Genomic DNA, 18,270 nt, shown 5'->3' with positions numbered 1-18,270 from the left:
CCCGACCGGCGGACCATTCCCCAGGGAATCGGCTCGCAGGGAATACAGTGGGGGCGTCACCGGTTTCTCCGGTGGCGCCCCCGCTGCGTTCCTGCCGGAACCCTCTCGCGCGGGCGCACGGCATCGACATCACCATCTGCGAGGACGGACTATGACGCATTACGATCTGCTGCTCATCGGCACGGGCTCGGGGAACATGTTCCTCGACAAGAGGTTCGCGGGACTGAAGACCGCGATCGCCGAGGAATGGCATTTCGGGGGCACGTGCCTCAATGTCGGGTGCATCCCGACGAAGATGTTCGTCTATCCGGCCACCATCGCGGAGGAGGCCGCACACGCCCGTCGCTACGACGTCGAGGCCGCGTTCGAGGGCGTCGACTGGTCGGCTCTGCAGGAGCGCATCTTCTCCCGCGTCGACGCGATCGAGGCCGGCGGTCGGGAGTACAGGTCGGGCGATCGTCAGCCGAACAACACCGTCATCCCCGAGCACGTCCGCTTCGTCGATGAGAAGACCGTGGTCACCGCCTCGGGTGAGGAGATCACCGCGGACCGGATCGTCATCGCCGCCGGGGCCGCGCCCACTCTCCCGGACACCCCCGGGCTCGATCCGGCGCGGGTCGACACTCCGGGCTACCCGATCGTCACCTCGAATTCGATCATGCGTCTGCCGGAGCAGCCGAAGCGGCTGGCGATCGTCGGCTCCGGCGTCATCGCCATGGAGTTCGCCCACATCTTCGCAAGCTTCGGCACCGAGGTCACCGTCATCGCCCGCGGACCCCGGCTGCTCCAGGACCTCGACGGCACCGCCTCGGCGGAGTTCACGACGATCTTCACCGCCGACCACAACGTCATCCTCGGGGCCCAGCCTGCCGCCTTCCGCCTCGGCGACGGGGAGGGCGCACCGGTGACGATCGACCTCGAGCCCAGCGGTCGGGTCGACGACGTCGACATTCCCGCCGCGGTCGACGCCGACATCGTCCTCATCGCCATCGGTCGCCACCCGAACACCGCTGGCCTCGACGCCGCCGAGGTCGGCTACGATCTCACCCCCGACGGCAGGCTCGTCGTCGACGCGTTCCAACGCGTCTATGCCGGCGGAGAACCCGTCCCCGGGGTCTTCGCCCTCGGCGACATCAGTTCCGAGCACCAGCTCAAGCACGTGGCCAACCACGAGGCCCGGGTCGTCGGCGACAACCTCGTCGTCGACGTCGCCGCCGGAGCCCCCGGGGCCGCGGCGGAGGATGCGCTCGAGCGCACCAGCCACAAGGCCGTGCCGGCTGCGGTCTTCACCTCCCCGCAGGTCGCGACCGTGGGCATGACCGAGGACGAAGCCCGGCTGGCCGGACACGACGTCACCGTCAAGGTCCAGCAGTACTCCGATGTCGCCTACGGGTGGGCGATGGCCGACGATCCCGGGATCGTCAAGGTCATCGCCGACCGGGATTCCCGGCTCATCCTCGGTGCGCAGATCGTCGGGGCCGAGGCGTCGATGATCATCCAGCCGCTCATCCAGGCGATGGCCTTCGATCAGCCCGCCGACGAGGTGGCTCGGGGCCAGTACTGGATCCACCCGGCGCTGCCCGAGGTCATCGAGAACGCCCTGCTCGGACTCGAGTTCACGCCTCGCTGACCCCAGCACCACGGGTCCCGACTCGATCTGCGCCCGCGGCGGATCAGAACCCGTAGAAGCGCTGCTCCATGACCGCGCGGGCGTGACGGGTCGCCCGCAGGTAGTCGTCTTCGAGCTCGCGACCCCCGCCGGCGGGATAGCCGAGCAGCCGCGCCGTCGCCTCGAGCTCCGAGTGCTCGTCGGGCAGCGCTGCGGCGGTGCGGCCGCGGAAGAGCATGACGGCCGAGCGGACATTCGTCGCCAGCTGCCAGGCCGCGACGAGTTCAGCGGCGTCCTCGACGGGGATGAGGCCCTCCTGCGCAGCGACGTCGAGGGCACCCAGCGTCGAGGTCGTCCGGAGGCCGGGAACCGTGTGGGCGTGCTGGAGCTGGAGGAGCTGGACCGTCCACTCGACGTCGGAGAGACTGCCTCGGCCGAGCTTGAGGTGTCGGCGTTTGTCCGCTCCCTTCGGCAGCCGCTCGTCCTCCATCCGCGCCTTGAGGGTGCGGACCTGGGTGAGCGCCTTCGACGGCATCTCCGCCGGGTAGCGCAGCGGGTCGATGAGCGCGGTGAAGTCGTCCCTGAGCCCCGCGTCGCCGGCCATCGGCCGCGCCCGCAGCAGGGCCTGGGCCTCCCACGGCTGCGACCACTTCGCATAGTAGGACTCATAGGAGGCAAACGTGCGCACGAGCGGACCGTTCTTCCCCTCGGGTCGCAGATCCGCGTCGAGCTCGATGCCGCGGGCGCCTTCGCTGGCCTTGAGCCGGGAGCTCAGCTGCAGGGCGACCTTGGTGACGTGCTTGGCGAGCTTCGCGCGGGCCTCGGCGTCGAGGTCGTCGGACACCGCGCGGTAGACGAACATCGCGTCCGCATCGGAGAAGTACCCGATCTCCCGGCCGCCCCACCGTCCCATCGCGACGACGGCGAACTCGTACTCCGGCACCGAGGCGTCGTCGAGGTCGAGGCGCACGGCGCGCAGGGCGCCGTCGACGGTGAGGTCCATGAGGTCGGAGAGGTCGCCGGGCACCGCGGCGCGGTCGCCGACGTCGAGGACGTCGCGCAGTGCGATCCGCAGCAGTTCGCGACTGTAGGTCTCACGGATCCGGGTGATCGCCTCGGCGCCGTGGCGGTGGAGCAGGCCGTCGACCTCGGCGGCGAGTACCTGCTGATCGCGCGCGGCGAGACTGGCGTAGTCGTCGAGCCACGCGACCGCTGCCGGCTGGCGGAGGAGGAGTTCGGTGGCGTAGCCGGAGAGCGTGAGCACCTCGGCGACGGACTTCGCGGCGAGCCCGGAGTCGCGGAGCATCTTGAGGAACCAGCCCGAGGACGAGAGCGAATCGGTGAGCCGGCGGAAGGAGAGCAGGGCCGCATCGGGGTCGACGCCGTCGGAGAACCAGTCGAGGAGCGCCGGCAGCACCTGTTTGATGACGAGTGCGGTGCGCGACATCCCCGTGGTCAGGGACTTGATGTGGCCGAGCGCTCCCTGCGGGTCGCGGTAGCCGAACGCGCGGAGGCGGTCGGCGGCCGCCTTGAGGCTCGTTCCGCGGTGGTGGGCGTCGACGACCTCGCCGTGGATGCCGACGGCGGCGTCGAGGATCGGTCGGTAGAAGATCTGCTCGTGGAGCCGGGTGACCTGTTTGGCGAAGTCGCGCCGGTTCTCCTCGAGCCGGGTGCCGGTGCGCGAGCCGGAGGGGAAGACGGAGCGGGCGAGGGTCCGCAGCTTCGCCTCGTCGTCGGGGATGAGGGCGTTGCGCAGCATCCGCGGGATCTGCACCCGGTGTTCGACGACGCGCATGAACCGGTAGGCCGAGGAGAACACGAGGGCGTCGTCGAGGCCGATGTACCCGTGCTCCCCGAGCTCGTCGAGGGCACGCAGGGTGTTCGGCGAGCGGATCTCGTCATCGCTCTGCCCGTGGACGAGCTGGAGGAGCTGCGCGGAGAACTCGACGTCGCGCAGTCCCCCGCGGCCGAGCTTGATCTGCCTCGGCGCCTCCGCGGCGGGGATGAGGTCGACGACACGACGGCGCATCGCCCGGATGCCGTCGATGAAGCCCTCCCGCCCGGCGGCCTCCCAGACCAGCGGTGAGAGGGTCTCGGTGAACGCGGCGCCGACCGCGGGGTCGCCGGCGACCGCCCGGGCCTTGAGGAGGGCCTGGAACTCCCAGTTCTTCGCGATGTCGGTGTAGTAGTGCTCGAACTCCGAGAGCGTGCGCACGAGCGCCCCGGCCTTGCCTTCGGGCCGCAGGGCGGTGTCGAGCTCCCAGAGGGCCGGTTCGGCACCGGGGTCGGAGAGGATCGAGCGCATCCGCTGGGCCACCTCGGTGGCCAGTGTCCGCTGCTCCTCGGTCGCCTCGGAGTCCTGGACGAAGACGACGTCGACGTCGGAGACGTAGTTGAGCTCCCGCGCCCCGGTCTTGCCGAGCGCGATGACCGCCATGCGCACGGTCGACTCCGGGTCGAGTTCGGCCCGGGCGATCGCCTGGGCGGTCTCGATCGCCGCGGCGGCGAGATCGGAGAGCACCGCGGTGACGAGGTCGACGATCTGCTCGGGCTGATCGGAGTAGAGGTCATCGGCGACGAGCCGCAGCAGCACGTCGCGGTAGGCCCGCCGCATCCGCGCGATCCCCTCGTTGCCCGTCCGGGCGGCCACCGGAGCGTCGGAGTCAGGATCGGCGCCGACGGATTCGAGCAGGGTCGCCCGCAGCGCACTCGCCGAGGCCTGCGGGGTCGAGATCATCAGGTACGGGGAGCGCTCGAGGAGCAGCGGCAGCGAATCCGGATGCCGCACGAGGTGGTCGACCATCGCCTCCGAGGTGCCGAAGACCCCGAGCAGGCGGGCGAGCATCGGCCGGTCGAGCTCGTCCTCGGCGACCGTGCCCGTGCCGTCGACCCGGGCCGCGTCCACGAAACGCTCGATCCCGCTCGCCGCCGCCTCGGCGCCGGCGGATGAACCCTCCCTCGCCACGGCGCCGGCGGATGAACCCGCCCCCGCCTCGGCGGTCGTCGTCTCCGGCCCCGGGACGTCGGTGTCGGTCGCCGCATTCTTCTCAGCGTCCTTCTCGGCCTCCTCGAGGACCCGGAGGAGACCGAGCGCGCCGGCGTGCGGATCCGGTGTGGCCTCGAGGAGATCGACGAAGCGGGAATCCGTGGCCAGGGGCTGGCCGAGAAGGCCGTCGATGTCGCCGAGGAAGCGATTCGCCGAGGCGGTCGTCGCCGGGGTGCGGGAGGTCAGGCGCGCCATGGGATCACATCGACGAGAAGTGCTTGCTGAGCTCGTACGGGGTCACCTGAGCGCGGTAGCCGTCCCATTCCTGTCGCTTGTTGCGGAGGAAGAAGTCGAAGACCTCTTCGCCGAGGGTCTCGGCGACGAGGTCGGAGCCCTCCATGATCTCGAGCGCCTCGGCGAGGCTCGCGGGGAGGGCGCGGATGCCCATCGCCCGGCGTTCGGTGTCCGAGAGCAGCCAGACATTGTCCTCGGCCTCCTCCGGCAGCTTGTAGTCCTCTTCGATCCCCTTGAGCCCGGCGGCGAGGAGCAGCGCGTAGGACAGGTACGGGTTCGCCGAGGAGTCGAGGCCGCGGTACTCGACACGGGCCGAGGACGATTTGCCGGAGTTGTACTGCGGGACCCGCACGAGCGCGGACCGGTTCCGGTGTCCCCAGCAGATGTAGGAGGGGGCTTCGTGACCGGTCCACAGGCGCTTGTAGGAGTTGACGAACTGGTTCGTCACGGCCGTGATCTCCGCCGCGTGGTGGAGCAGACCGGCGATGAACTGGCGTCCGATCTTCGAGAGCTGATAGGTCGCACCCGGTTCGAAGAACGCGTTGTTCTCCCCCTCGAAGAGGGACACGTGGGTGTGCATGCCGTTGCCCGGGTGGTCGGCGAGCGGCTTGGGCATGAACGAGGCGTAGACGCCCTGGGCGATCGCGACCTCCTTGATGACCGAGCGGAAGGTCATGATGTTGTCGGCCATCGTCAGCGCATCGGCGTAGCGCAGATCGATCTCGTTCTGTCCCGGACCCGCCTCGTGGTGGGAGAACTCGACCGAGAGGCCCATCGCCTCGAGCATCGTCACCGCCGAGCGCCGGAAGTCGTTCGCGGTCCCGCCGTTGACGTGGTCGAAGTATCCGGCGGTGTCGACGGGCACCGGGGCGCCGAGCGTGCCGTTGCCGAGGTCGAGGTTGCCGGATCGGAAGAGGTAGAACTCCATCTCGGGGTGGACGTAGAAGGTGAAGCCCTTCTTCGCGGCGCTCTCCAGCGTGCGCTTGAGGACGTAGCGAGGGTCGGCCTTCGCCGGTTCCCCGCCGGGCACGTGGATGTCGCAGAACATCCGGCCCGTCGGCTCCGTCTCCCCGCGCCACGGCAGCAGGGAGAACGTCGACGGATCGGGCTTGAGGACCATATCGGCCTCATAGACCCGGGAGAGCCCCTCGACCGCCGACCCGTCGAAGCCGATGCCCTCGGAGAACGCGCCTTCGAGTTCGGCGGGGACGACGGCCACGGACTTCAGCCCGCCGAGGACGTCGGTGAACCACAGCCGGATGAACCGGACGTCACGGTCCTCGACGGTGCGGAGGACGAACTCTTCCTGCTTCGACATCGATCAGCCGTTCCACTTCTCGTCAGCTTCGTTCCACTCCTCGTTGCGCTTCTTCGCCTGCTCGAGGGCGTCGCGGGCCTCTGCCTCGGTGTCGTAGGGGCCCATGCGGTGGGTCCAATCGCTGACGAGCCCCTGCTCGACCTCACCGGTCGCGGTGTTGAAGTACCACTTCGAGTTCGCTTCGTCGATATCCTTGAACAGTCCCATGACAGGCCTTTCGTCGTCGGTGAGATGATGCCCTGACACCGGCCAGCTTACCGGTTCGCGGGCCTCCTGACAGGGAGTTCGCCGAGGTGTCGGCCGGTGACCGTTGCCGGTTCCCCGGAGTGCCCCGGCGGCTGCGAGGGGTCCACCGAGGATGCCTCGAGGTGGTACCAGTTCCGCGGATTTCCCCATTCTTTCGCATGGTGGACAACCGATTCCGCAAGATTGATGACGAAATGGGCACGTAAAGGTTTGCCTCGCGAACCTTCACGAGCTTAGAGTGAGATGTACCCTCGGTCGCTGCCCCGCAGAGCCGAATCTGTCCCGTCCCATGGGGCGCCATGAAAGAAGGAATCCCAATGCGCATCTCAGTGCCCACAGAGGTCAAGAACAACGAGTTCCGCGTCGCCATCACCGCCGCCGGCGTCCACGAGCTCGTCTCCCGCGGTCACCAGGTCACCGTCCAGGCCGGAGCCGGCGAAGGATCATTCATCACCGACGATGAGTACATCGCAGCCGGCGCGAAGATCGCCCCCGACGCCGCCGCCACCTGGGCCGCCGGTGACATGGTCCTCAAGGTCAAGGAGCCCATCGCCTCCGAGTACGGCTTCCTCCGCCAGGACCTCATCCTCTTCACCTACCTCCACCTCGCCGCCGACGAAGCGCTGACGAAGGCGCTCATGGAGGCCGGCACCACGGCGATCGCCTACGAGACCGTCCAGCCCGACGGCGGCGGCCTGCCGCTGCTCGCGCCGATGAGCGAGATCGCCGGACGTCTCTCGACGCAGGTCGGCGCCCACAGCCTGCTCAAGGCCGAAGGCGGCCGCGGCGTGCTCCTCTCCGGCGTCCCCGGCACCGACAAGACCAATGTCGTCGTCATCGGCGCCGGTGTGGCCGGCACGAACGCCGCGCGCATGGCCCTCGGACTCGGCGCCAACGTCGAGGTCATCGACATCAACATCCCGCGTCTGCGCCAGATCGACGAGACCTTCGGCGGAGCGATCGCGACGAAGGTGTCGAACAAGTACGAGATCACGAAGTCGCTCTCGACCGCCGACCTCGTCATCGGCTCGGTCCTCATCCCCGGCAAGAAGGCTCCCAAGCTCGTCACCGACGAGATGGTCGCCGGCATGAAGCCCGGCTCGGTGCTCGTCGACATCGCCATCGACCAGGGCGGCTGCTTCGAAGGCTCGCACCCGACGACGCACGACGACCCGACCTACGTCGTCCACCAGTCGATCTTCTACTGCGTGGCGAACATGCCCGGCGCCGTGCCGAACACCGCGACCGCGGCCCTGACGAACGCGACCCTGCCCTTCGCCGTCAAGCTCGCAGACCAGGGCTGGCACAAGGCGCTGTCGAACGACGCCGGCCTCGCCCGCGGACTCAACGTCCACAACGGTCACGTCACCAATGACAACGTCGCCGAGGCGTTCGGCCTCGAGGCCGTCTCCGTCGAGCACGCACTCGCCAACTGAGCGTTCGCCGACTGAGCGGTCGCCGACTGAGCGGTCGCCGACTGAGCGGTCGCCGACTGAGCGGTCGCCGACTGAGCGGTCGCTAGCTGAGCGTTCGCCGCAGGCTGCGCGCCGATGACGGTTCGGCGAAGGCCGCTCGCGACAGCGTCGGGCCTCGCGCGGGCCTGACAGCGGCGCGCGGTCCGGCGGCGGTTGTCGCGAAAGGCACCCTCGGCTCCACACCCTCCCCGTGCACGCGGTGGGTATGGAGCTGCGGGTTCCTTTCGCTGTGCTCAGAGGTGTGTGTCGAGCGCAGGGGTGTGCGTCGAGCGCCGGGGTGTTCTTGCACCCCGAGGTTGTCCGCGGCGCCCCGCGTAGTCCCGGCAGCGCCCCGAGGTTGTCGGCAGTGCCCCACGGAGGTCCGGCGGCGCACTCCGCGGCGCCCCGCGGAGGTCCGGCGGCACCCAGAGGATGTCGGCGGACCTCAGTCGGCGCGGTCAGCCCTGGTCGGGCATCGTCGTCGAGCGGAAGTGCTCTTCGCACAGCCGCCCGGCCGCCTCGGCGTCCCCGTTGGCGATCGCCTCGACGATCGCGGCATGGTCGATGACGGCGCGGTCGAAGAGCTCGTGCGAGAACGGGTCATGACGGAAGCCGGCGTTGATCCGGGTGTCGATGTCGATGGCCATGCGCACGAGTTCGGGATTGTGTCCGGCTCGGGCGATGGCGAAATGGAACCGCGCATCGGCCGTGCGGGCGGCGGCCGCCTCGGCGCGTTCGGAGTACACCGCCGCGAGCTCCCGGAGTTCGGCGAGCTCGTCCTCCGTCCGCCGCGTCGCCGCGGTCGCGGCGAGACCGTTCTGGAATACGGCGCGAGCGTCGAGGAGGTTCTTGCGTTCGGCGTAGAACTCCTCGATGCGTCCGGCCATCGGGGCCAGCGTGGCCGGTTCGACGTTGGCGACGAAGGTGCCGCCGCCGCGGCCTCGGCGCCGTTCGACGACCCCGAGGCGCTCGAGCCGCTCGAGAGCCGCCCGCACACTCGAGCGCGACACCTGCAGGTCAGCGGCCAGAGCCCGTTCGCCGGGCAGCAGGGTGCCCTCCGGCAGGGCTCCCACGGCGATGCCGGAGAGGATGTGGTCGGCGATCTGCTGAGGGGCGCTGGTCAGGCTCACCACCTCGCTCAGTCCGGAGAACTCCCCACCGGACACATCCGAACGCTCGCTCATCACACCTCCTGCGTCGATGCCGTCGTCATTGCTCACCCTCGAGTCTATGCTTCTGCGCCTCCTCACGGGGTCACGGGTGCGGGTGCGCGGTGGAATATCGACACGCCGGGGCTCTAGAATCGTGACCATCATGACTGTCCAGCCTCGCCTCATCACGCCCGGAACGCTCTCTCCCGAACGTCGGGTCCCCGCCTCGATCACCCGCCCCGAATACGTCGGTCGCGCCGATGCCGATGAGGGCCGCGGCGGCAACCACTACACGCCGGAGGAGATCGAGCGCGTCCGCACCGCCGGGACGATCGCCGCGAACGCGCTGGCCGCGGTCGGTGAGATCATCGCCCCCGGTGTGACGACCGATGAGATCGACCGGGTGGCCCACGAGTACATGGCCGATCACGGCGCCTACCCGTCGACGCTGGGCTACCGCGGGTTCCCGAAGTCGGTGTGCACCTCGGTCAATGAGGTCATCTGCCACGGGATCCCCGATTCCACCGCGCTCGTCGACGGCGATATCGTCAACGTCGACATCACCGCGTTCATCGGCGGCATGCACGGAGACACGAACTTCACCTTCGCCGTCGGTGACATCGACGAGGAGTCCCGTCTGCTCATCGAGCGCACGTGGGAGGCGACGATGCGCGGCATCAAGGCCGTGCGTCCCGGTCGGGAGATCAACATCATCGGCCGCGTCATCGAGAAGTACGCGCAGCGCTTCGGCTACGGCGTCGTCCGCGACTACAGCGGCCACGGGGTCGGACGGGAGTTCCATTCCGGGCTCATCGTCCCCCATTACGATGCCGCCCCCGCCCACGCCGAGGTGATGGAGCCGGGCATGATCTTCACGATCGAGCCGATGCTCAACCTCGGCACCGAGGCCTGGGATGTCTGGGACGACTCGTGGACGGTCGTGACGAAGGACCGGAAGCGCTCCGCCCAGTTCGAGCACACCATCGTCGTCACCGACACCGGTGCCGACATCCTCACCCTCCCCGATCCGGACACGGCGATCGCCGGAGGCCCGAGCCCCAAGGACACGCATGACTGACGACTCCCCCGCCCGTTTCGCGATCGGCATCGACATCGGCGGCACGGGCATCAAAGCCGCGCTCGTCGACACGGCCACCGGTCAGCTCGCGTTCAAGCGCGTCCGGGTCCTCACGCCGAAGCCGAGCACGCCGGTGGCGGTCGCCGATGCCATCGCCGAGGTGGTCGAGCTCCTCGTCGAGCGTGCCCTCGAACTCGAGGTCGTCGACGACCGATCGTCCCTCGATGCGCTCCCGCTCGGCTGCGGGTTCCCCGGCGTCGTCCGTGACGACGAGGTCCACTACGCCGCGAACCTCGATCAGAGCTGGATCGGCTCGAACATCCAGTCGATCCTCCGCGAGCACGTCGGCCGGAAGTTCTTCATCATGAACGACGCCGATGCCGCGGGGCTCGCGGAGATGGTCTTCGGCGCCGGCCGGAAGTACCGGAAGAAGACCGTGCTGCTGACGACGCTCGGCACCGGCATCGGCACCGCGCTGTTCACTCAGGGGCGGCTGGTCCCCTACACCGAGCTCGGGCACATCGAGATGAACGGCCGCGACGCCGAGACGCAGGCGGCCGAATCGGTCAAGGTCCGCGAGGGACTCGAATACGACGAGTGGGCGGGTCGCCTCCAGCAGTACTACTCCCAGGTCGAGCTGCTCGTCGCCCCGGACCTCATCATCGTCGGCGGCGGCATCTCGAAGCAACACGATGAGTTCCTGCCGCTCATCAAGACCCGCGCGCTCATGTGTCCGGCGAAGATGTTCAACAACGCCGGCATCGTCGGGGCCGCGATCCTCGCCGTCAACGACGGCAAGGCGCGCGTGAAGAAGGGCGAGAGCTGAGCGGTCGCCACACGACGAGGTGACGTCACGGCACGACGAGGTGACTGAGGAGGACAGGCCACCGATACGCCGGGTTCTGTCATCGAGTCGGTTGCCCTTCTCGACTGACGGCCATCTATCTGGGACCGCTGTTGCCAGCGGCCTCAAGCAATCCACCCGACGGCTCGGCGAGCAGCCTCGAACGCCGTCTGTCTGATCTTGCTCCGGATGGGGTTTACCCAGCAGCACCGGTCACCCGGCACTCTGGTGGTCTCTTACACCACCGTTTCACCCTTACCCCGCGACACGATGTGCATCGTCTCGCGTGGCGGTCTGCTCTCTGTTGCACTTGCCCGCGGGTTGCCCCGGGTGGGTGTTACCCACCATCCCTGCTCTGCGGAGCCCGGACGTTCCTCAGCCCGAAGGCCGCGGCCGTCTGGTGACCTGTCCTCACCTCCCAGTCTACTCGGATCGGCCGCAGGCGACGGCGACCTCCCACCCGGTGGTGACCAAGGCAACACGGACCGGGTGGGGGCGTGTCAGCCCTGCCGCCTACGATGGTGGGGTGAAGATCCTCCTCCCTCCCTCCGAAGGCAAGACCCCACCGGCGACCGGGGCACCGCTCGACCTGGCCGCCCTGTCGTCCCCGGATCTCACCGCCAAGCGACGGCAGGTGCTCGGCGCCCTGAAGAAGATCTCGAAGCGCAAGGACGCGCTCACCGCCCTCGGCGTCGGCAAGTCACTCGCCGAGGAGGTCGCCCGCAACGTCACCATCGACGAGCAGCCGTGCGCCCCCGCACTGCTCACCTACACCGGCGTCCTCTTCGAGGCGATGGGCGCGGCCGATCTCGTCGCCCTCGCCGAATCCGATGCGGCGTTCGCTGACCGCCTCCGCGACGTCCACGTGTTCTCCGCGGTCTTCGGTCAGGTCGGCGGCCTCGACCCGATCCCCGCGTACCGCTTGGCGATGAAGACCGACCTCGGCCAGCTCGGCCGTCTCTCGTCGTGGTGGAAGCCGATCCTCGCGAAGTCCTTCACCGTTGATGACGCCGAGGTGATCCTCGACTGCCGCTCGAGCGACTACCGGTCGGCGTGGCCGGGTCCGCACGGACAGGTCGTCACGCTCGGGGCCATCAAGGCGACCGGGGACAAGCGCAGCGTCGTCTCCCATTGGGCGAAGTTCTACCGGGGCGAGTTCGTCGGCCGCCTGCTCCGTGACGAACGCCCGCTGCCGGAGAGCATCGACGCACTCGTCACCCGCGCCGCAGAGCACTATGAGGTGGAATTCGCCGAGGCGACCGCCACCCGACCGGCAGGACTGACGATCGTCCTGCGCGACTGAGGCCTGTTATGCGACTGAGCCCGCAGTCTCACGCGCGGCGGAGCAGGACCGCTTCGCACTCCTCGCAGGTGTGGACCTCGTTCGGGTCCTCGCTCAGCCACTGGTGCCACGTGGCGCCGCTGATCTCCTGACCGCAGGCCTGGCAGTTGGGGCCGGCGATGATCGCCGCGCCCGGCCCGCCCTGGGCGACGTTGCCCTCGAACCGGCGCACGAGGTCCGGCGGCAGGTCGGCCTTGAGCTGGGACTCCTGACTGCCGAGCTCGTCCATGTCCTCGGCCAGCGCCGCCTTGCGCTCCTTGATCGCCGTCTGGGTCGTCCGTCCCTGCTCCGTGACCTCGGCGATGCGGGATTCGATGTCCGCCAGCTCGGCCTGCGCGGTTTCGAGTCGCTCCATCGTCGCGAGCTCCGTGTCCTCGAATTCGGCGACCTTCGCCTCGTGGGCGGCGATCTCCTCCTGCAGGTGGACGAGGTCGCGGCTCGTCAGCCCCGTGCCGTCGTTGAGCTCGGTCGTCTTCTTCGCAATCTGCGCCGTCTGCTTGTCGATCGCGGCGGTGAGCTCGGCGGTCTCGCTCTCGAGCCCGGCGGTCACCTCGGCGGCGGCCGCCTTCTCCGCACTCAGCGCCTTGTGCCGCTCGATGAGCTCCTGCAGCTTCGGCCCCTCGGCGGGGTTCTCGTGTTCGTGGCGCAGGGCCCGTGACTTCGCCGTGAGCTCGATGAGCTCCTCGAGACGGGTGCGCTGATCGGCGGTGAGCTGCATGGTCATGTCCTAGAGCATCGAGGGCAGGGGTCAGTAGCGTTCGACCCAGGGGTCGGTGTTGACGGCGGAGGCCTGGAGGGCGACGGAGAGTCCGCGGGCGGCGAACTCGGCGTCGAGCGCCTCGGCGGCGACCGCCAGCCACACCGCCTCCGAGGCCCAATGCGAGACGTCGATGAGCTGGGGGCGGGCGTCGCCGCGATTGCCGGTGTCGAGGGCCTCGGTCGCCGGATGATGGCGGAGATCGGCGGTGACGTAGACGTCGGCACCGCTGGTGCGCACGGCGTCGAAGAGGGAGTCCCCCGCTCCCCCGCACACGGCGACCCGGGTCACCTCGGCGGCGGGGTCACCGGCGATGCGCACACCGGTCGTCGTCCGCGGCAGTCGACCGGCCAGGGTCCGGGCGATGTCGCGGACCGTCGTCGGCTCGCCGAGGTCGCCCACCCGACCGATGCCGCGTGCCGGATCCGCGGGGTCGGGGACGAGCGGTGAGGAGTCGGGGACGCCGATGAGGTCGATGAGGACGTCCGAGACTCCCCCGACGGCGGAGTCGGCATTGGTGTGCGCGTTGAACTGGGCGATGGCGTTCGTGATGAGCGTGTGGACGGCCCCGCCCTTGAGGGTGCCCGCGCTCACCGAGGAGACCGGGCGCAGCATGAGCGGATGATGGGTGAAGAGCAGGTCCGCGCCGAGGACGACCGCCTCGGCGATGACGGCATCGGTGGGATCGAGGGCGAGGAGGATCGAGCGCACCTCGGCATCGGGATCCCCGACCGCGAGACCGACGGTGTCCCAGTCCTCGGCCAGGGACGGCGGCCACAGGGAGTCGAAGACGTCCACACATTCGCTGACCGTCGGATATCTCATACGCCCACACTAATGCATCGTCACCGGCACTCATCCCGGGCGGTGGAGCGCACGCACCGCCCCCGGTCGGGCCGGTCCGCCTGCCATCGGCCGGAGTCGGCCCGGCCCTGGCACCGGAGAGCCCGATCTGTTCACTTGCCGAGGCGTCGCCGCTAGATTGGCCCCATGACCTCTACCGCGTCGACGACGACGTCGTCCCTGCAGCCCGTCTCCTCCACCGTCGCCGATCTCATCCGGCGCAGCGCCGACCGCTTCGGCTCCCGGACCGCCGTCGAGTTCGGCGACCGCACATGGTCCTATGCCGAGTTCGATTCCGCGGTCACCGCGATCGCCCGTGAACTCCGCCGCCTCGGGGCCGGTCCAGGCGACCGGATCGCCGCCTACGGCCGGAACTCGGACCTCTACGCCCTCGTCTATCTCGCGTGCGCCCGTGCCGGATTCATCCACGTGCCCGTGAACTTCCAGCTCACCGGGGACGAGCTCGACTACATCCTCGCCAACTCCGGGGCCGGGATCGTCGTCGCCGACTCCGACCTCGCCGAGGCGGTCTCCGCCACCGCCCATGGCGGCAGCGCCCGTCTCGTCGGGTTCGACGACTTCCTCGGTCCCGCCTCGGCGCCGGACATCGCCCCGGCCGGAGAGGGCGAGTTCGACGTCGCTGACACGGATGTCGCGCAGCTGCTCTACACCTCGGGGACCACCTCGGCGCCGAAGGGCGCGGTCATGACGCACCGCGCGCTCGTCCACGAATACCTCTCGTGCCTGACGAGCCTCGACTTCGCCGGCACCGACCGGGTCGTCCATGCGCTGCCGCTCTACCATTCGGCGCAGATGCACGTCTTCCTCCTCCCGCTGCTCGCCGTCGGCGCCCACAACATCATCGTCACCGCCCCCGTCCCGGACGACCTGCTCGCTCTCTTCGAGTCGCGGCGGATCAACTCCTTCTTCGCCGCCCCCACCGTGTGGGTGGCGCTCGCGAACAGTCCCGGCCTTGAGACGAGGAACCTCGACAGCCTCGAGAAGGCCTATTACGGGGCGTCGATCATGCCCGGCCCGGTGCTCGAGAAGCTGCGCACCCGGCTGCCCGGGCTCGGGTTCTACAACTGCTTCGGCCAGTCCGAGATGGGTCCGCTGTGCACGGTGCTCCGCCCCGAGGAGCACGACGCCCACCCCGGCTCGGCCGGACGCGCCGTCCTCTTCGTCGAGACGCGGGTCGTCGACGCCGCCGGTGAGGAGGTCGGCCCCGGTGAGCTCGGAGAGATCCTCTACCGGTCGCCGCAGCTGTGCGAGGGCTACTGGGACAGGCCCGAGGCGACCGACGCCGCCTTCGACGGCCAGTGGTTCCACTCCGGTGACCTCGTGCGGATGGATGCCGACGGCTACGTCGAGGTCGTCGACCGCGTCAAGGACGTCATCAACACCGGCGGGGTGCTCGTGGCCAGCCGGCAGGTCGAAGATGCGATCTTCGCGATGCCCGGAGTCGCCGAGGTCGCCGTCGTCGGCATCGCCGACGAGAAGTGGATCGAGGCGATCAGTGCCTTCGTCGTTCTCCGCGACGATGCCGGTGAGATCGCCGAGGCGGATGTCATCGCCCATGTCCGGGACCGTCTCGCCGGCTTCAAGGTGCCCAAGCGGGTGACGTTCGTCGCCGAGCTGCCGAAGAACTCCGCCGGCAAGATCCTCAAGCGATCGCTGCGGGAGACATGACCCCTCTCGTGCACAGCCGCCTCGGCGCGCATACACTGCACTGGGACCCGGTGAGGGTCCGGAGTCGACGGAAGGGAACACGAGGTGGACACGACCGCCAGATGGCAGTGGAGCCTCCACGGTGACGGCAGGACGATCCGTCCCGGGGAGATCGTGCTTCCCGAGGAGCGGCTGAGCTGGCCACGGACGATCGGGATCGGCGCCCAGCACGTCGTCGCGATGTTCGGGGCGACGTTCCTCGTCCCTCTGCTCACAGGCTTCCCGCCGTCGACGACGCTCTTCTTCACCGCGATCGGCACGCTTCTCTTCCTCCTCATCACGAAGGGGATGATGCCGTCCTACCTCGGCTCGTCGTTCGGCCTGCTCGCCCCCGTCGGGGCGGTCACCGGCTTCGCGGCGACCTCCGGGGAGCGGCTCGACTCGCAGGCGATGGCGCTCGCCCAGGGCGGGATCATCTCCGTCGGGGTGACCCTGGCGCTTGTCGGCATCGTCGTCCACTTCGCCGGGGTGCGGTGGATCGAGGTGACGATGCCGCCGGTCGTCACCGGTGCGATCGTCGCCCTCATCGGCCTCAACCTCGCCCCCGCCGCCTGGGGGTGGGTGCAGCAGGCGCCGCTCACCGCAGTCATCACGATCGCCGTCATCGTCGTCTCCTCCGTGCTCTTCAAGGGCATGCTCGGGCGGCTGTCGATCCTCATCGGCGTGCTCGTCGGCTACGGTGCGGCACTCGTCCAGGGGGAAGTGAACTTCTCCACCGTGTCCTCCGCCGCCTGGATCGGCCTGCCGACCTTCCACGCCCCGGCCTTCGATCTCGGGTACCTCGGACTCTTCCTGCCCGTCGTCCTCGTCCTCGTCGCCGAGAACATCGGGCATGTGAAGTCCGTGGCCGCGATGACCGGCCGCGATCTCGACGGACTCACCGGCCGGGCCCTCTTCGCCGACGGACTCGCCACGACGCTCGCCGGGGCCGGCGGCGGATCGGGCACGACGACGTACGCGGAGAACATCGGCGTCATGGCCGCGACGAAGATCTACTCGACGGCCGCGTACTTCTGTGCCGCGATCATCGCCCTCATCCTCAGTCTGCTGCCGAAGTTCGGGGAGATCATCGCGACGATCCCACCCGGTGTGCTCGGCGGGGCAGCGACCGTGCTCTACGGGATGATCGGCCTCCTCGGGGTGCGCATCTGGGTGGAGAACCGGGTCGACTTCGCCAATCCGATCAACCTCAACACCGCAGCGGTGTCCCTCATCGTCGCGATCGCGAACTTCACGTGGACCCCGGCCGGACTCGAGTTCGCCGGGATCGCCCTGGGCACCGCCTCGGCGATCGTCATCTACCAGCTGATGACGCTCATCGCCCGGTGGCGCGGCACCGCGCCGGTCCCCGTCGAGGCGGGGGCCGGCGCGATGGCAGACCAGTCGGAGCCGAAGAGCACTCAGTAGGTGACGACGGCGCGGAAGCGGACGTCACCGGCGGTGACCTTGGCGACCGCCTCGGTGATGTCCTCCTTGTCGAAGACCTCGATCATCGGCTTCACCTTGCCCGATGCCGCGATCTCGAGTGCTTCGGTGAGGTAGTTGAGCCCGTTGTGCGTGGCGCCGATGACCTTCTGACGCTGCGCGAAGAACGGCTGCGGCTCGGTCGGGATCGTGAAGTCGTCGAACGGGTCGAGACCGACGAGAACTGCACGACCGTCGTGCCGCAGGCCCTTGAACGCGTCCCTGCCGGACTCGTAGGAATTCGAGCTCAGAAGCAGGACATCGGCGCCGCCTGCCGCCTGGAGCTCCGCGCCGTCGGCGACGACGAGATCAGCGCCGAGGTCGCGGGCCAGGTCATGCTTGTCCGGCGAGTGGGTCACCGCGATCGTCCTGAAGCCGGCTGCCTTCGCATACTGGACCGCAAGGTGACCGAGACCGCCGATCCCGACGACGGCGATCGTCTCGCCCGGCTGAGGATCAGCCGCGCGCAGTCCGCTCCACACGGTGTACCCGGCGCAGAAGATCGGTGCGGCCTCCTCATAGGACAGTCCGTCGGGGATGAGCACGGTGCCGGTCGCGGTGGCCGCGATGTACTCGGCGTGTCCGCCCTGGGTGGTGAACCCGGTGAGCCGGGCATTCGGGCAGTTGACCGCGGCCTGGCCGGACAGCGGCAGGTTCTCGCGGCAGTAGTCGCACCGTCCGCACGTCGACTGCACCCACGTGGTGCCGACCCGGTCGCCGACCTTGCGGCCGGTGACGCCCTCGCCGACCTCGACGATCTCGCCGACGACTTCGTGTCCCGGGGTGTTGGGGAACAGATCGCCGGCGGCACCGCGCGTCGTCCAGATGTCGGTGAAGCAGATGCCGGTGGCGTGGACCTTGATGAGGACCTGACCGGGTGCGGCGGTCGGGGTGGGAACCTCCCGCAGCTCCCAGGTGCCGTTGAGTTCGGGAATGACTGCTGCCTTCATGTTGGTGACCTTTCAACAGGGTGGTGCTCGGGGGCGAATCCGGTGAGTGGTCCTCACCGGATTCGTGATGACACCATCGACATTAGATGTCACAGCATGCCGTGTGACCAGCAGAGCACGCCGAGGTGCTTGCCGATCGCGCCACGATCGCCTGGCGTCCTTTGCGGGTGGACTGGCGTGCAGTACCGGTGGTCCGCGCTGCGTTC

14 protein-coding genes and 1 other RNA gene are annotated in these 18,270 nt (G+C 69.0%); 7 read left to right on the top strand and 8 right to left on the bottom strand.

What is annotated here, in order from left to right:
- Nucleotides 1–151: 151 nt before the first annotated feature.
- Nucleotides 152–1,630: a mycothione reductase gene (locus ACFQ91_RS09210; RefSeq protein ID WP_198498730.1), complete on the top strand. Its 1,479-nt coding sequence runs from the start codon at nt 152–154 to the stop codon at nt 1,628–1,630.
- A gap of 43 nt (nt 1,631–1,673) precedes the next feature.
- Here ACFQ91_RS09210 and ACFQ91_RS09205 read toward each other — a convergent pair whose 3' ends face one another.
- Genes ACFQ91_RS09205 through ACFQ91_RS09195 form a run of 3 tightly spaced genes read right to left on the bottom strand, consistent with a single transcriptional unit; the run spans nt 1,674 to nt 6,414 of the window.
- A complete protein-coding gene (locus ACFQ91_RS09205; RefSeq protein ID WP_232623594.1) occupies nt 1,674–4,850 on the bottom strand; it encodes a bifunctional [glutamine synthetase] adenylyltransferase/[glutamine synthetase]-adenylyl-L-tyrosine phosphorylase in 3,177 nt (1,058 codons plus the stop codon).
- A gap of 4 nt (nt 4,851–4,854) precedes the next feature.
- On the bottom strand, nt 4,855–6,207 hold the full coding sequence (gene glnA / locus ACFQ91_RS09200; protein WP_198498729.1) for a type I glutamate--ammonia ligase: 1,353 nt from the start codon (nt 6,205–6,207) through the stop codon (nt 4,855–4,857).
- 3 nt (nt 6,208–6,210) lie between these two features.
- Nucleotides 6,211–6,414, bottom strand: a complete 204-nt coding sequence (locus tag ACFQ91_RS09195; RefSeq protein WP_198498728.1) for a hypothetical protein — start codon at nt 6,412–6,414, stop codon at nt 6,211–6,213.
- Between the two features lie 356 nt (nt 6,415–6,770).
- Here ACFQ91_RS09195 and ald point away from each other — a divergent pair, with 356 nt between their 5' ends.
- On the top strand, nt 6,771–7,889 hold the full coding sequence (ald, locus tag ACFQ91_RS09190) for an alanine dehydrogenase (protein WP_198498727.1): 1,119 nt from the start codon (nt 6,771–6,773) through the stop codon (nt 7,887–7,889).
- A gap of 476 nt (nt 7,890–8,365) precedes the next feature.
- On the opposite strand, the gene ACFQ91_RS09185 is transcribed toward ald, so the two are convergent.
- Nucleotides 8,366–9,091 carry a FadR/GntR family transcriptional regulator gene (locus ACFQ91_RS09185; protein ID WP_198498726.1) on the bottom strand — a complete coding sequence of 242 codons (726 nt, stop codon included), beginning with the start codon at nt 9,089–9,091 and terminating at the stop codon, nt 8,366–8,368.
- Between the two features lie 130 nt (nt 9,092–9,221).
- Here ACFQ91_RS09185 and map point away from each other — a divergent pair, with 130 nt between their 5' ends.
- Both map and ppgK read left to right on the top strand, forming a co-directional pair.
- Nucleotides 9,222–10,136: a type I methionyl aminopeptidase gene (gene map, locus ACFQ91_RS09180; protein WP_376872975.1), complete on the top strand. Its 915-nt coding sequence runs from the start codon at nt 9,222–9,224 to the stop codon at nt 10,134–10,136.
- A complete protein-coding gene (gene ppgK, locus ACFQ91_RS09175; RefSeq protein ID WP_198498724.1) occupies nt 10,129–10,962 on the top strand; it encodes a polyphosphate--glucose phosphotransferase in 834 nt (277 codons plus the stop codon). Before map ends, ppgK begins: the two co-directional genes overlap by 8 nt.
- Nucleotides 10,963–11,011: 49 nt before the next feature.
- On the opposite strand, the gene rnpB is transcribed toward ppgK, so the two are convergent.
- Nucleotides 11,012–11,389, bottom strand: an RNA gene (rnpB, locus tag ACFQ91_RS09170) — RNase P RNA component class A.
- 117 nt (nt 11,390–11,506) lie between these two features.
- Here rnpB and ACFQ91_RS09165 point away from each other — a divergent pair.
- On the top strand, nt 11,507–12,283 hold the full coding sequence (locus tag ACFQ91_RS09165) for a YaaA family protein (protein ID WP_376904092.1): 777 nt from the start codon (nt 11,507–11,509) through the stop codon (nt 12,281–12,283).
- A 28-nt stretch (nt 12,284–12,311) separates the two neighbouring features.
- Here ACFQ91_RS09165 and ACFQ91_RS09160 read toward each other — a convergent pair whose 3' ends face one another.
- The gene (locus ACFQ91_RS09160) at nt 12,312–13,046 is read right to left on the bottom strand and encodes a zinc ribbon domain-containing protein (RefSeq protein ID WP_232623593.1); all 735 of its coding nucleotides are present in this window, start codon (nt 13,044–13,046) and stop codon (nt 12,312–12,314) included.
- A 24-nt stretch (nt 13,047–13,070) separates the two neighbouring features.
- Complete coding sequence (locus ACFQ91_RS09155; RefSeq protein WP_198498722.1) at nt 13,071–13,904, bottom strand: Nif3-like dinuclear metal center hexameric protein; 834 nt, start codon at nt 13,902–13,904, stop codon at nt 13,071–13,073.
- Between the two features lie 165 nt (nt 13,905–14,069).
- Here ACFQ91_RS09155 and ACFQ91_RS09150 point away from each other — a divergent pair, with 165 nt between their 5' ends.
- Together ACFQ91_RS09150 and ACFQ91_RS09145 are read left to right on the top strand one after the other, a co-directional pair.
- Nucleotides 14,070–15,611 (top strand): fatty acyl-CoA synthetase, encoded by a 1,542-nt coding sequence (locus tag ACFQ91_RS09150; RefSeq protein ID WP_344251615.1) that lies wholly within the window; start codon nt 14,070–14,072, stop codon nt 15,609–15,611.
- A gap of 84 nt (nt 15,612–15,695) precedes the next feature.
- The gene (locus tag ACFQ91_RS09145; protein ID WP_198498720.1) at nt 15,696–17,057 is read left to right on the top strand and encodes a uracil-xanthine permease family protein; all 1,362 of its coding nucleotides are present in this window, start codon (nt 15,696–15,698) and stop codon (nt 17,055–17,057) included.
- On the opposite strand, the gene ACFQ91_RS09140 is transcribed toward ACFQ91_RS09145, so the two are convergent.
- Nucleotides 17,051–18,064, bottom strand: a complete 1,014-nt coding sequence (locus ACFQ91_RS09140) for an alcohol dehydrogenase catalytic domain-containing protein (RefSeq protein WP_198498719.1) — start codon at nt 18,062–18,064, stop codon at nt 17,051–17,053. The two genes, ACFQ91_RS09145 and ACFQ91_RS09140, sit on opposite strands and share 7 nt — an antisense overlap.
- Nucleotides 18,065–18,270 lie beyond the last annotated feature (206 nt).

The organism is Brevibacterium sp. NPDC056726 (genome assembly GCF_042790515.1).
In the GTDB taxonomy this organism is placed as follows: Bacteria; Actinomycetota; Actinomycetes; order Actinomycetales; family Brevibacteriaceae; genus Brevibacterium; species Brevibacterium sanguinis.
The sequence above is the reverse complement of the archived record's forward strand: the minus strand, read 5'-3'. Positions and strand labels throughout refer to the sequence as shown.

Bases quoted from the DNA above. Each gene is read 5' to 3' on its own strand.
- ACFQ91_RS09210 (WP_198498730.1), top strand. From the start codon at position 152: ATGACGCATTACGATCTGCTGCTCATCGGCACGGGCTCGGGGAACATG.
- ACFQ91_RS09205 (WP_232623594.1), bottom strand. From the start codon at position 4,850: ATGGCGCGCCTGACCTCCCGCACCCCGGCGACGACCGCCTCGGCGAAT.
- glnA (WP_198498729.1), bottom strand. From the start codon at position 6,207: ATGTCGAAGCAGGAAGAGTTCGTCCTCCGCACCGTCGAGGACCGTGAC.
- ACFQ91_RS09195 (WP_198498728.1), bottom strand. From the start codon at position 6,414: ATGGGACTGTTCAAGGATATCGACGAAGCGAACTCGAAGTGGTACTTC.
- ald (WP_198498727.1), top strand. From the start codon at position 6,771: ATGCGCATCTCAGTGCCCACAGAGGTCAAGAACAACGAGTTCCGCGTC.
- ACFQ91_RS09185 (WP_198498726.1), bottom strand. From the start codon at position 9,091: ATGAGCGAGCGTTCGGATGTGTCCGGTGGGGAGTTCTCCGGACTGAGC.
- map (WP_376872975.1), top strand. From the start codon at position 9,222: ATGACTGTCCAGCCTCGCCTCATCACGCCCGGAACGCTCTCTCCCGAA.
- ppgK (WP_198498724.1), top strand. From the start codon at position 10,129: ATGACTGACGACTCCCCCGCCCGTTTCGCGATCGGCATCGACATCGGC.
- ACFQ91_RS09160 (WP_232623593.1), bottom strand. From the start codon at position 13,046: ATGACCATGCAGCTCACCGCCGATCAGCGCACCCGTCTCGAGGAGCTC.
- ACFQ91_RS09155 (WP_198498722.1), bottom strand. From the start codon at position 13,904: ATGAGATATCCGACGGTCAGCGAATGTGTGGACGTCTTCGACTCCCTG.
- ACFQ91_RS09150 (WP_344251615.1), top strand. From the start codon at position 14,070: ATGACCTCTACCGCGTCGACGACGACGTCGTCCCTGCAGCCCGTCTCC.
- ACFQ91_RS09140 (WP_198498719.1), bottom strand. From the start codon at position 18,064: ATGAAGGCAGCAGTCATTCCCGAACTCAACGGCACCTGGGAGCTGCGG.